Origin of the sequence: uncultured Lacinutrix sp. (assembly GCF_947500325.1) — a bacterium.
Lineage (GTDB): Bacteria > Bacteroidota > Bacteroidia > Flavobacteriales > Flavobacteriaceae > Lacinutrix.
The window spans coordinates 18,190-31,646 of record NZ_CANMRQ010000021.1 but is presented as its reverse complement, the minus strand read 5'-3'; the positions used below and the strand labels follow the sequence as shown (position 1 = coordinate 31,646).

The following is a 13,457-nucleotide window of genomic DNA, read 5'->3' as shown; positions in this document are numbered from 1 at the left end:
TATTAAAATGCTTAACTTCATGTGCTATGTTCTTAAATAAAAAATCCTACATACTACCAATTTTATTTTGCTTCAGTTTAATCTGCTTTTCGCAAAACAACTATGTTGTAAAAAACAAAAAAGGTATTGATAAAATAAATTTCAAATTAGTTAATAATGTTATTATTATCCCCGTTGAAGTTAATGGTGTTGAATTATCATTTCTATTAGACACTGGTGTTAGTAAACCTATTGTGTTTAACTTTTTAAAATCCTCAGATTCTTTAAATATTCAAAATGCAGAAAGAATCTATCTAAAAGGACTAGGGAATAATGGTTTAATTGAGGCTTTAAAATCTTCTAATAATCAATTTAAAATTGGAGACGCCGTAAACACCAATCAAGATTTTTATGTTGTTTTTGATTCTTCAATAAATTTCGCACCTCATCTAGGCGTACCTATTCATGGGATAATAGGCTACGATTTCTTTAAAGATTTAGTTGTTGAAATTAATTATTCTAAAAAATATTTAAAAATTGCTAATCCTGAATCATATAAATATAGGAATTGTAAAAAGTGTGAAACACTTAACCTACAATTTTATAATAATAAACCTTATGTAAATATAAAAACTACTATTGCCAGTAAAAACATCCCTGTAAAATTATTATTAGATACTGGTAGTAGCAATTCTATTTGGTTATTTGAAGATGATGATAAAGGCATTACACTTGGCGATAAATCCTTTGATGATTTTTTAGGTTACGGCCTAAGCGGTATTTTATTTGGAAAAAGAACAAAAATAGACAGTGTAATTATTAATTCTTTTGTTTTAAACAACCCCAAAGCCACTTTCCCAGATTCTACTATTACTAAAAGTATTAAAAGAATAAAAGGACGTAATGGAAGTCTTGGCGGCGAAATTTTAAAGCGATTTAACATTGTTGTAGATTATAAAAAAGCTAAGATTAGATTAAAGAAAAACAGGCTCTTTAAAGAAAAATTTAGCTACAACAAAAGTGGTATTAGTTTAGTTCATGATGGCATTAGAGTAGTAACCGAATTTGAATCGGATTTTTACGGTAATTCAGACTCACAATACAGTAATACTTCTACTAAAGTTATAAAAGCCGTTTTTGCTAGAACGAAAAAAAATATTGTAACACCAGCATTTAGTATTTCTCAAATAAGACCAAATTCGCCTGCAGATCTTGTGGGCTTAAAAGTTGGAGATGTCTTAATTTCTGTAAATAACAAAAATTTTAAAGATCATACCTTACAAGAATTACTAAGTGACTTTTTTGACGAAGAAGGGAAAAAAACTAAAGTTGTAGTAGAGAGATTAGGCATAAAGATTGTTGTTCGTTTTGAATTAAAATCTCCTTTAAATTAAAAAAAGCCAAAACTTTCGTTTTGGCTTTTTTTAATAAATTTTAAGCAAATAATTATTGCTCCATTACGCTTTTCTTCTTAGCATTTAAAACGCTGCTTTTAGAAGGATCTATAACTTCTCCTTTAATTTTTAAAGCTACACTTGGAGTTTCTGCATTAGATAAAACAGTAATAGTTTTTCTAATTGGCATAACTCGTTTTGTATCATACTTAACTTCAATTTCTCCAGTCATTCCTGGCATTATTGGATCTTTTGGTTTTTTAGGTACTGTACAACCACAACTAGAACTTACTTTAGAAATAATTAAAGGTGCATCACCAGTATTAGTAAATTCAAAAGTTCTTAATCCATTGGCTCCTTTTTCTACGGTACCATAATCTATAGTCGTTTCTTTAAACTCAATTTTAGCTACTTTCTCTTGGGCATTTATTGAGAAACTCATTAATCCGACAAATAATACTATTATTAAATTTTTCATCTTCTTCTATTTTTAAGTGTTTTGTAAATCTAACTACTTTTTATCCGTTCTGCAAAAATATTAGATGTAATGCAATCTCACAAATGCAAACATCACATTTAACTATACATTAATACTCGTTATAATTTCGCAGAAACAGAAATATAAGTATTTTTGCCTATCAATATTCAAAAACTATTCCAAAGTATGAGCATTCCATCAAAATATGATGCAATTCAGGTAGAAAACAAGTGGTACGACTACTGGATGAGACATAATTATTTTCATTCAACACCAGACGAGAGAGAACCTTACACTATAGTAATTCCTCCACCAAATGTCACTGGTGTCTTACATATGGGACATATGCTGAATAATACTATTCAAGACGTATTAATTCGTCGTGCCCGTTTGCAAGGTAAGAATGCATGCTGGGTACCAGGAACAGATCATGCCTCAATAGCAACAGAAGCCAAAGTTGTCGCTAAATTAAAAGAGCAAGGTATTGATAAAAACGATTTAACTCGTGATGAGTTTTTAAAGCATGCATGGGATTGGACTGAAGAATATGGTGGCGTTATTCTCGAGCAGCTTAAAAAATTAGGTTGTTCTTGCGATTGGGACAGAACAAAATTTACAATGGATGACGATATGTCTGAAGCTGTAATTAAGGTTTTTGTTGATCTACATGACAAAGGACTAATTTATAGAGGTTACCGAATGGTAAATTGGGATCCTGAAGCAAAAACAACACTGTCTGACGAAGAAGTAATACATGAAGAGCGTCAAGGTTTATTATACTATTTAAATTATAAAATTGAAGGTAGTGATGATACATTAACGATTGCTACTACAAGACCTGAAACCATTTTTGGTGATACTGCCATTTGTATTAATCCAAACGATGAACGTTTTACACATTTAAAAGGGAAAAAAGCAATTGTGCCTATTTGCAATAGAGTGATTCCTATTATTGAAGATGATTATGTTGATGTAGAATTTGGTACAGGTTGTTTAAAAGTAACACCTGCGCATGATGAAAATGATAAAGTATTAGGAGACAAACATCAATTAGAGGTTATAGATATTTTTAATGAAGATGCTAGTTTAAATAGCTTTGGATTGCAATTTGAAGGTCAAGATCGTTTTATTGCTAGAAAAGCAGTTGCCAAACTATTAGATGAAACAGGTATTCTAATAAAAACAGAAACGCATACTAATAAAGTTGGAACATCGGAAAGAACAAAAGCTGTTATAGAGCCACGATTAAGTGACCAATGGTTTTTAAAAATGGAAGAATTAGTAAAACCAGCAATTAAAGCGGTTTTAGATGACGATTCTGAAATTAAATTATTTCCAAAAAAGTTTGAAAACACCTACCGTCATTGGATGGAAAATATTCGCGATTGGAATATTTCTAGACAACTACTTTGGGGACAACAAATTCCTGCCTATTTCTATGGTGATGGTAAAGAAGATTTTGTAGTTGCTGAAACTATCGAGCAAGCTCTCCAGAAAGCTAAAATCAAAACAAACAATTCGCAATTAAAAGCCGAAGATTTAAAGCAAGATACAGATGCTTTAGATACTTGGTTTTCATCTTGGTTATGGCCAATGAGTGTTTTTGATGGTATTAGAAATCCTGAAAATGAAGAGATAAAATATTATTATCCTACTAATGATCTAGTTACTGGACCAGATATTTTATTCTTTTGGGTAGCACGTATGATTATAGCTGGTTATGAATATAAAGATGCTAAGCCTTTTGAAAATGTATATTTAACAGGACTAGTTCGTGATAAGCAACGACGTAAAATGAGTAAAAGTTTAGGAAATTCTCCTGATGCTTTAAAACTTATTGAAGAATATAGTGCAGATGGTGTTCGTGTAGGCTTACTATTAAGTAGTGCTGCAGGTAATGATTTAATGTTTGATGAAGCTTTATGTGATCAAGGTAAAAAGTTTGGTAATAAAATATGGAATGCTTATCGCCTAGTTGATGGCTGGGAAGTTGATAACAGTATACCTCAACCTAATTCTAGTAAAATTGCTATTGAGTGGTTTGAGTCTAAGTTTCAAAAAGCATTAATAGAAATAGAAGATCACTTTAGCAAATACCGTTTAAGTGATGCTTTAATGTCTATATATAAATTAATATTTGATGATTTTTGTGGTTGGATGCTTGAAATGGTAAAACCAGCGTATCAAAAACCAATTGATGGTACATCATACAAAGCTATTATATCGATTTTTGAAAACAACTTAAAAATTGTACATCCATTTATGCCGTTCTTAACCGAAGATTTATGGCAATATATTACAGACAGAACTCCAGAAGAAGCTTTAATTATTTCAAAATGGCCAGAAACGAAACCTATTAATGAAGCTCTAATTTCTGAATTTGATTTTGCGTCTGAAGTTATTACCGGTATTAGAAACATTAGGAAGCAAAAAAACATCGCTTTTAAAGATGCTATAGGCTTCTCAATAATTAATAACGAAAAATCTAATACTACTTTTGACGACGTTATTTCTAAACTTGGAAACTTAGAAAGTATAGAATATACATCTGATGCTGTAGAAGGTGCATTAACATTTAGAGTTAAATCTAATGAATATTTTGTACCAATGGCAGGAAATATAGATGTTGAAGCAGAAATTAAAAAACTCACAGAAGAATTAAACTATACAGAAGGTTTCCTTAAAAGTGTGCAAAAAAAATTATCTAACGAACGTTTTGTAGCTGGAGCACCTGAACAAGTAGTTGCTTCAGAAAAGAAAAAAGAGGCAGATGCATTAGCTAAGATTGAAACTTTAAAAACGAGCTTAACAAGTTTACAATAGACAAAAAACAACTCCTAAAGAAAGAAACCTTTAGGAGTTATTTTTTACTAGTATTTATTGTAATATATCTGATTTACAAAATTATATTAAAAGCCAAATATTTGAGGTTTTCCTTTTTTTACATTAAAAACTTTATCAATATAATAAGTACCACAACTATTACTAATTCTACACTGTACTGTATAATCTCCTTCTGGAGCAGTAGGAAGCACTTCAATAACTCTTAAAAAATCGTTATTTCCTGTTGTTTGTATATTAAAATGTTGTGATGCATTTGGAAATGCATAACTAAACACTACCCATTCTACATTAGTATAAGAACTAAAATTACTTGAACTAGTACTAAACACTCCAGATTGATAATATTGCAATGTATTAGGCCCACTTATTATTGCTCCTCCACTAGGTTGTGGACCTCCATTAATATTAATAGTCTTACTTGCAGAGCCTCCATTTGATAACTGCGCCGTTATTGTAGCTTGAGATGATAAACCGTTGTTTATTGGTTTCACTGTAATACTTGTAGAATTACTGCTTAGAATTTGTAGATTTGAAGAAACAGCCCAACTGCTAGCAGTATCGCCATTAGTTAAATTATAAGTTACAGCATTACTGTTATTACATATAGTAGAAGGGCCGAATATAACTCCACCAACCGGATCAATTATTATAACATCTCCACAACCTCCATATAGTGCATCTATGTTTACTATATCTTGACTAGTAAAACCTGTAATTGGTCTATTAAATATCGTATAATCATTAGGATCATTAGGATTACCACTACCATCAATCATAATAGATAAAGGATCACTAGTTAGGCTATTTTGCATTCCAGGAATTGCTACACCATTATTAAATGGCACATTCGAATGCCTTAAACCAATTGCATGTCCAAGTTCATGTGCTATAATATTTTGTTTTTGTATGGCATTTGTATCTGTACCATCTGTATTTACATAATCTATATTAATTAAAACATCTGGATAAACTTCTCCTGTTGGAGGAAGAGAAGGGAAACCAGGAGTCGCTCCAAAAACACCAGTAATACTTGTTTCTGAAATTGTAATATCTGCTTGCATTGCATTAGTAACTAAATTAAAATTAATACAACTATCATTACTTATACTATTCCAATCATTAATTGCTTGTTCAAGAGCAAATCTCCATGAGCCATTTTGTGGGATACCTAATGGTGCCATAAATTCAGGAATAGCTGTGAAAATATTAATATTACTAACATCTGTAACAGTTACACCTATATAATAATGTCTTTCGCTAACATTTTGAGATTTTACATAATCATTAATGTTTTTCGAAAAAAGATAATCGCCTTCAACAACATAATAGTCATCTACTTCAACAATATTCTTTGTTTCATACCCCATTTCAATTAGTTTTTTAACTACTGGAGTCATTTTTAAAAATTGTTCTTCTTGTTTAAGAGAGGTTTCAACAGTTTCTAAATCATCTTGACTGCAACTTTGAAACATTAATAATGCAGTTATTAATAATAAAAAACCGCTTTTCAATACATGTTTTGTTTTCATAATTTATTGGATTAATTAAGTTTATATATGATTCATTCATATATAATTTTAAAAGTTACCAAAAAATCATAAAAAAGCCTTTCTAAATAGAAAGGCTTTTTTATGGCATTCTTTTAAGAATTTCTAATTTGTACAATTACCAACAAATACATAATTGGGGTTAAAACTAAAAGAAGAAACTCCTAACAAACAACCGTTAGACCAATCACTGCAATCTGCTTTTATTTTCCATACAAAACATTTTCTCCCTAAAGTTTCATGAACATTATTCAAGTTTATCGAGTTTTGAGTTTGAGTGTAAGTTATTGTATTCAATTGTCCTACATCTCCGTTTGGACAATTATCACTACCAGTAAATTCAATTGTATAACTACCATTGGTAATATCTGGCCATGTTAACAATGGGCCATTAATTGATGCCCCATTAACTAAATTTGTAATTGAACAACCTTGACAATCATTATAGTTTAAATTAATAATATTCGATGTTTTTATGATATTACCTTGCGAATTAGTAAAGTTCACACTTAATTCATAATTACCAGTACCATCAAAGACAGAAAAAGAATTTAAATCTATATTATTAATAGCATATGTTCCACCAGAAAAAGTTTGCACATTTGTACAATCTTGCATAAAAGAGCCTACTTTTTTTAGACACATCGTTATCGCTGCACCTTGGGTGTTATAAGTTCCATTGATATTAAAAGTATCAGATGTATAACAAAAAGGAGCAATAGGATTAAGAGTTATACTATATATATCTTGACTATCAAAAACACCATTATTACATCCATATAGATACTCCGTAGCAATAATATCATTGTTAGAAAATGGGACTGTTGAAATATTAGAAATTATTTCTTTTCTCATTATAGAAGCAGGATCTTCAAAGAAATTTGTACCCGGAATTAAAATATATCCATCTCCATCATTTGGATCAAAAACATCTGTATGTCTAAAACCTATACAATGACCTAACTCGTGAGCTATTACATTTCTTTTTCGTATATCTGTTATTACATAATTATTATTTTGACCATTAAAATTCAGGTTCACCGATATTATATTGTATGGACTACCATTAGGAAAAGGAACTCCAGCTAAAGCTAATTGCTGATTATCATCTAATGTTTCTGCATCAATATGTTGATCACTTAAAATTCTAATGTTCGCTATACTCGGATCCGTTACTAAATTAAAATTCACACAACTATTATTACTTATATTATTCCAATCATTTATAGCTTGTTCAACTTCAGTGTCCCAACTATTTGGATCATTAGATGGCATAGAAAAGCCTAAAAACACATTTATATTAGACACATTCGCTTGAGAAACCAAGTTATAGGAATGGTAATGCCTTTCTGCGATATTAGGAGATTGATTATAATTTTTAATGTTTTTTGAAAACATTAAATCTCCTTCGACTAAATAAAATTTATCTTTCTCAACAATATTTTTTAAACTAAATCCCATTTCAACAAGTTTCTCAACTACAGGAGTAACTCTTAAAGGCTTCTTTTTTTGATTAAGGAGTATATTTTGCTCTTCAGTTATTGTATCTATGTTTTTTAACTCATCGTCCGTACAACTATGAAACATTAATAATGTAGTTATTAACAATAAAAAACCTTTTTTAAACACATGTTTTGTTTTCATAATTTATTGGATTAATTAAAAGACACAAACGATTTGTCTATATATTGTTTTGAATATACAAAAAATCATAAAAAAGCCTTTCTAAATTAGAAAGGCTTTCTCTTATTTATAAAACATACTACTATTCAATCACTAATCGCTTTTGGATAATTCCATTTTTGGTCTTAAATCTAACGAAATACAATCCTGTTTCTAATTTAGCAACATTAAATGAGTTTGACTTAGGTTTTAGGCTTTGTAATATATTAGCCTTAAAATCTACTACTTCTATTAATTCAATATCGTTTATATTTAAACCTTCAAAGCTTACTTGGCTCCCTTTTTTTATTGGGTTAGGATATAGTTTAATTTCTTCTTTAACTAGACTTGTTCTTGCTGGTCCAATTGAACCACAAGGCTCATCAATTAATGGATTTAAAGTAACAGTACACTCTGCACCTGTAACATTATCTACATAGTGAACAACCATTGGCACATAAAATCCTGAAGGATTAGTAGTTGTTTGTGCAGAAATATTTACATAAAACTGTGAAGGAAAAACTACATTATTAGCATTTGCAGCTAAATTTCCAAAAACGCCACCTGCAGCTTGTTGTCCGTTTAAATAATTAGGATTCCATCTTGCATAACCAGAAGCTGAATTTGGAAACGGATTACTAAGATACACTTCCGAATCTATAAGAGTTGGATATAAACTAGAGTTTGGTCCGTTATTTACATTACACCAAATATCTTTAATAGACGCTTGGCATTCGCCGCCACCGCCGCCTGCGCAAGTAAAAGTTTCACAAGACTCAATACAATTACCATTATAGAATCGTGTAAGTTTTATTGTGCTAGTTTGACCAGACACACATGAAATATTTACATTTCTAGAAGTATTAGACCCTACAATTGTAGCATTACCAGCGCAAATTTCCCACCAATAGGCTTGAGCATATCTAGATCTAAAGGTATCATTATCAACAACAGTGATATCATTATTAGAATCGTTACAACTACCACAAGAATTAGAGCCTCCTATTCCGCCGTCTATTTTAATTTGTCCATATGTTAGTGTACTCACTAACAAAAAAAATAAAAGAGTTTTTAATGTTTTCATAATTTAAAATTTAAAGTTATTTAACACTCTGTTCAAACAATTATAAAGATGTTACCCAATGGTTTTAAATATTTTAAAAAAAGCCTTTCCAAGTAGTTCTGGAAAGGCTTTTAGTTTTGTATTAATAATCTAAATTAACATCGCTTACAGCTAGTATTAAAAGAAATAAGCTAGTCTATTGGTTAAGATTGTGATTTTGAAAAGTTGTGCACAACGTCAAAATTAGACGTTCTATTTTCAAGTCATTAAAAATGGATTGAGAGATAACTCAATCCATTTTTTAAATAATATATATTATAGCTACTATTGACTGCCACCACCAGTAGTTCCGCCTCCTGTAGAACCGCCACCAGAACCTGTTCCACACGCATAGGTTGTGTATCCAGATCCACTACGTCTAACACATGTTGCGCCTTGTACAGTTTCTCCATTTTGAACAGAACCTCTACATGCCATAAATGTTTCCATATATGCTTCTCTATAATGTATATTTATCGCTGTATTATAAACTATACTACTATAAGTATAATTCCAAGTTGGAGAATAAGCTGTTCTTTGCCCATCTCTACAGCCATTATTTGCGCCCATTGCCGCATATTGGGCATCTGTATAACCAGTTGAAGTACCACCACTACCAACACCGTTACCAGCTGATAGTTGAGCAAAAGAAAATGATGCAGTTAATAAAAATAAAATGCTAAATAAAGTTTTCATAATTAAAATTTATAATTGTTATTAAATCTTTAAATTGTTTTAAGACACTTAAAGTTTATGTCTATTCTTCTCGAGGGAATATTTTTAAAAGTATACTTGTTTTACATTGTTTAATATCCTGTTCAAACAACAATTAAATTGTTACCCTTAAAAATCATTTTTTTTAAAAACAATGTTTTTGAGTATTAATCTTAAATTTTAGAGAGAGTAATCCAATTAAATAATTTGGATGTTATATAACTTAGGTTGAAGTTAAATTTTAGAAAGAGTAACATTTAATAAACCGCCCAACATATATGAAACACTACTTATTATCGAAAATAAATTCAGTAAATAAGTTTGACATATGTTTATAAACACTTTAAAAAGTAATAAAAGAATATTAATAATCTCCTATTGAAAAAGCAAAGATATATTCCTTTAAAAGTTATTTTTTTAATTTCCTATTAAAAAGAAACAGCAAAATTACTAACAACAAAAAGGTTCCAATTGCAATAATAAAGTTCAAATTTTGATTGGGCATAAATATTGCTTCAGTGTCACCTATTAAAACAAAAGAAGCCCAATAATGAGGTAAGCGCTCACTTAATTGATGAGTTTTCAAGTAATTTAATTTTGCTATTCGTAAAGCTTGAGATTTGGTTTTTCCTTTTTTTAAGTTTTTATAAAAATCACTAATAATTTGAGCACTCGATTTATCATTTACATTCCATTGTGTAGAAAGCACACTATTAGCTCCTGTATTAAAGAAATTTCTAGCTAAACTCATAACTCCTTCTCCTTCATTTAAAACCCCTAAAGAAGTCTTACAAGCACTTAAAACCACCAAATCGGCTGTGTTTTTAGCAAAATACAATTCTTCTAAAGACAATTTTTTATCTGAAAAAGCAATCCATGGTGAAGCGTCATCATTTGCATTGGCATGCGATGCTATATGTATTATAGAATGATTTTTAATGTTAGAAATAAAGTTTTTTGATGACGCTTCTTCATATTGAAAGATATTAGACAAGAACAGATTAGAAGCTATTTTAATTTCCTGTTCCGTTTTAGGCAAATTACTAAGTTCATTATTAAATTTTATTGGAGCTATTCCTAAGAATTCCAATTCATTTGTTCTAATTCTCTTTTTATTTTGTTCTAAAAATGAAATTGAATAGGCGTAGCTTATTTCATTATATTCAATGAGATAATTGTCTTGTGCATCTCTTTTTAAAGTTTCAAAAGGAATATTTTGCAAGTAATAATCTGGTATAATAATTAGCTTTTTATTTTTAACAATATCTAATACATGTTCTGGCAATAGGTTATTATAAATTAAATAACTTATAGTATTAAAAGTTTCTTGGTCTTCTTCTTTTTGAAAAGGACTATTTAATAATTCTATATATAAATGAATTTTTTCTAATAATACATCGCAATTATTAATCTTAAAAAACTTAGTCTCTGCATTAGTTATTACCATACCAAAACCACTCTTATCATTTAAAATATATTCTATATAAGCAGTATTCTCGTCTAATGAATCTGTGACTTTTTCTAAACTTAAAACTGTTGTCTTTTTTTTAAATTTCGAGTAAGAAGGAAAATCTTTTTGTAAAGATTCTAAAAAGCTAGAATAACTTTCTTTAGTTTTAATAAGTACAGGAAAAAGAGAATCTTTAAACTTAATATTATTATTAATAGTTATTTCTAACTCGTTAATTTCTTGTTTAAACAAAAACTGTTTATCTATTATATTTTGAGGTACATTGGCACTTAATTTTAATTGTTCTTCTGTTAAATCTTCAAGTAATAAAATGGCTTTATTTTTCTCCATAAAATAAAAAGCTTCATCAGTATCATTTAAAATATAACACGCTTTAACTGCATTAGTATAAATATCTGATGCTTTTTTTCTCCAAAACAGCTTTGATTGTTGTTCATTACTTTCTAATCTAATTTCATCAACAAGATAATCTGCCAATTGTAATGTTTTTAAAGCCTTATTAGCATACTCTTTACGTTCATTTCCACCAAATGACAGCCAAATTTTGGCTTTTTCTATTAAACTGGATAGAATATCATATTTATTTTGAGAAACTAATAAATCTTCTTTTGAAGGTAACTCTTCTTTATTTTTAAGTTTGTTATTGAGTAAAGTATTAATTGAATTTTGAGTATTAATTAAAGCTAAGTCATATGATTTAGTATTATAATAATACAAAGCCTTATTACCATAGGCTAATGATCTTTTTTCTGAAGAAATTTCTAATGCAATTGCTTTATCAAAATATTCAATTGCTAATTTATTATTAGAGTGCATATAAAGATATCCAATATCTATATATGTTAGACCTATTAATTCTTGATCATTTATTTGAAAAGCTAGTTTTAAAGCTTTATCATAATTTAATTTACTTTTTTCAAAATTATAATCTTTTCGTTCATTGTATAAATTTGCTAATTGCTCATATAAATTATAATAATCTATTAAATCTTTATCTTTTTTATTTTCAGGAATTAAACTAATACCTTTATTTAACAGTTCTATTCCTCTATTTAAGCTTTTTTGTGTGCCTATTTTTTTATAGTTTATACTAGCATCATTTATGGCTACTAATAGTTCCTTTCTATTTTTAGTAGTTACAAAATAGTTTATGGCATTTTCATAGAATTGAGCTGCTTTATAAAAATCACCTAAACTGTTAAAACATTGTGCATATAATGTATAAGCATCTGCGATGTTAGCCTTAACAACATCACTATCCGATTTAAATTTTATTATTTTCCTGTAGACCTTTGAGGCATTTAAATACTCCCCTTTTGTTTTATAAAAATAGGCCAGATTATTTAATAAATTACTATGTAATTCTATTTCAGTATTATTTATTTTATTACAGACAGAATCAGCTTGTATGCTAACAGAAATAGCTTCATCAATTCTTTTATTACGATAATGTTCCACAGCATATTCTTTTAAATCATATACCAGTTCTTTTAAATTATTGTTCTCTTTATAAGACTTAAAAAGTGTATTAATTAAGCTGTCTTTTTCGACTGCCGTAAATTTATCATTATCAAAAATATTTTTATAAGCTTGTGAGGTGTTTTGAGCAAAAGAACATGATATAATAAAAAAGAAAACACATAATAGCTTAAAACTATTATGTGTTTTCTTTTTTAAATTATTTTTATAAAATACTGGCATTTTAATTAAAAACAACTGGAAATAGTTCCTCCTCCTTGTTTAATAGTTCCTTCTTTATGGTTTCCTCCTGTTCCATTTCCTTTATCATTTAAATAGTCTATATACTCATCACAATCTACACTCCACATTTCTGTATGTTGACAACCTGGCATTATATTACCTGTAACAGAATATATAGTAAAGCGGCTAGACATTTTATTTCTAAAATTAACTCTTACGGCTAGACTATCTTCAATCCATTCATCTGTGGTTGTATCGTATGTTATATGTAATATAGTTTCTCCATTTTCGTCACAATGAATGAGTCTATTAGTCAATTGATTTTTGTTTTCTTCTAATTCAATAGATTCGTTTATACTTTCTTTAGCGCATCCTAATATTAATAATGCAACAACTAATAATGGTGTAAAAGATAATTTTAAATTTTTCATGTTTAATTTATTTATACGTTTATAGCCATCTGTTACTAAATATATAATTATGTTACCCAGTATTTATTTTATAATTGTTTTTTTAGATTTAGTTCATTTTAATTATTGTAAAAACACTCCTCAATATACATTAT

Annotated in this window: 9 protein-coding genes; 2 read left to right on the top strand and 7 right to left on the bottom strand. The window is 28.9% G+C overall.

Annotated elements, in window-relative coordinates; all coding sequences use genetic code 11:
• Positions 1 to 26: 26 nt before the first annotated feature.
• On the top strand, positions 27 to 1,373 hold the full coding sequence (locus Q0997_RS17245) for an aspartyl protease family protein (RefSeq protein ID WP_299891059.1): 1,347 nt from the start codon (positions 27 to 29) through the stop codon (positions 1,371 to 1,373).
• 52 nt (positions 1,374 to 1,425) lie between these two features.
• Here Q0997_RS17245 and Q0997_RS17240 read toward each other — a convergent pair whose 3' ends face one another.
• A complete protein-coding gene (locus tag Q0997_RS17240; protein WP_299891057.1) occupies positions 1,426 to 1,851 on the bottom strand; it encodes a DUF1573 domain-containing protein in 426 nt (141 codons plus the stop codon).
• A 186-nt stretch (positions 1,852 to 2,037) separates the two neighbouring features.
• On the opposite strand from Q0997_RS17240, the gene Q0997_RS17235 reads away from it, so the two are divergent.
• The gene (locus tag Q0997_RS17235; RefSeq protein ID WP_299891055.1) at positions 2,038 to 4,674 is read left to right on the top strand and encodes a valine--tRNA ligase; all 2,637 of its coding nucleotides are present in this window, start codon (positions 2,038 to 2,040) and stop codon (positions 4,672 to 4,674) included.
• An 86-nt stretch (positions 4,675 to 4,760) separates the two neighbouring features.
• On the opposite strand, the gene Q0997_RS17230 is transcribed toward Q0997_RS17235, so the two are convergent.
• The 6 genes from Q0997_RS17230 to Q0997_RS17205 form a co-directional block, all read right to left on the bottom strand.
• On the bottom strand, positions 4,761 to 6,224 hold the full coding sequence (locus tag Q0997_RS17230) for a M57 family metalloprotease (protein ID WP_299891053.1): 1,464 nt from the start codon (positions 6,222 to 6,224) through the stop codon (positions 4,761 to 4,763).
• Between the two features lie 123 nt (positions 6,225 to 6,347).
• A complete protein-coding gene (locus Q0997_RS17225; RefSeq protein ID WP_299891050.1) occupies positions 6,348 to 7,886 on the bottom strand; it encodes a M57 family metalloprotease in 1,539 nt (512 codons plus the stop codon).
• A 121-nt stretch (positions 7,887 to 8,007) separates the two neighbouring features.
• Positions 8,008 to 8,988, bottom strand: a complete 981-nt coding sequence (locus tag Q0997_RS17220) for a T9SS type A sorting domain-containing protein (RefSeq protein ID WP_299891047.1) — start codon at positions 8,986 to 8,988, stop codon at positions 8,008 to 8,010.
• A gap of 303 nt (positions 8,989 to 9,291) precedes the next feature.
• Complete coding sequence (locus Q0997_RS17215) at positions 9,292 to 9,702, bottom strand: hypothetical protein (protein ID WP_299891045.1); 411 nt, start codon at positions 9,700 to 9,702, stop codon at positions 9,292 to 9,294.
• Between the two features lie 427 nt (positions 9,703 to 10,129).
• Positions 10,130 to 12,892: a CHAT domain-containing protein gene (locus tag Q0997_RS17210; RefSeq protein ID WP_299891042.1), complete on the bottom strand. Its 2,763-nt coding sequence runs from the start codon at positions 12,890 to 12,892 to the stop codon at positions 10,130 to 10,132.
• A gap of 5 nt (positions 12,893 to 12,897) precedes the next feature.
• Complete coding sequence (locus tag Q0997_RS17205) at positions 12,898 to 13,323, bottom strand: hypothetical protein (protein WP_299891039.1); 426 nt, start codon at positions 13,321 to 13,323, stop codon at positions 12,898 to 12,900.
• Positions 13,324 to 13,457 lie beyond the last annotated feature (134 nt).

Bases quoted from the DNA above. Each gene is read 5' to 3' on its own strand.
- Q0997_RS17245 (WP_299891059.1), top strand. From the start codon at position 27: ATGTTCTTAAATAAAAAATCCTACATACTACCAATTTTATTTTGCTTC.
- Q0997_RS17240 (WP_299891057.1), bottom strand. From the start codon at position 1,851: ATGAAAAATTTAATAATAGTATTATTTGTCGGATTAATGAGTTTCTCA.
- Q0997_RS17235 (WP_299891055.1), top strand. From the start codon at position 2,038: ATGAGCATTCCATCAAAATATGATGCAATTCAGGTAGAAAACAAGTGG.
- Q0997_RS17230 (WP_299891053.1), bottom strand. From the start codon at position 6,224: ATGAAAACAAAACATGTATTGAAAAGCGGTTTTTTATTATTAATAACT.
- Q0997_RS17225 (WP_299891050.1), bottom strand. From the start codon at position 7,886: ATGAAAACAAAACATGTGTTTAAAAAAGGTTTTTTATTGTTAATAACT.
- Q0997_RS17220 (WP_299891047.1), bottom strand. From the start codon at position 8,988: ATGAAAACATTAAAAACTCTTTTATTTTTTTTGTTAGTGAGTACACTA.
- Q0997_RS17215 (WP_299891045.1), bottom strand. From the start codon at position 9,702: ATGAAAACTTTATTTAGCATTTTATTTTTATTAACTGCATCATTTTCT.
- Q0997_RS17210 (WP_299891042.1), bottom strand. From the start codon at position 12,892: ATGCCAGTATTTTATAAAAATAATTTAAAAAAGAAAACACATAATAGT.
- Q0997_RS17205 (WP_299891039.1), bottom strand. From the start codon at position 13,323: ATGAAAAATTTAAAATTATCTTTTACACCATTATTAGTTGTTGCATTA.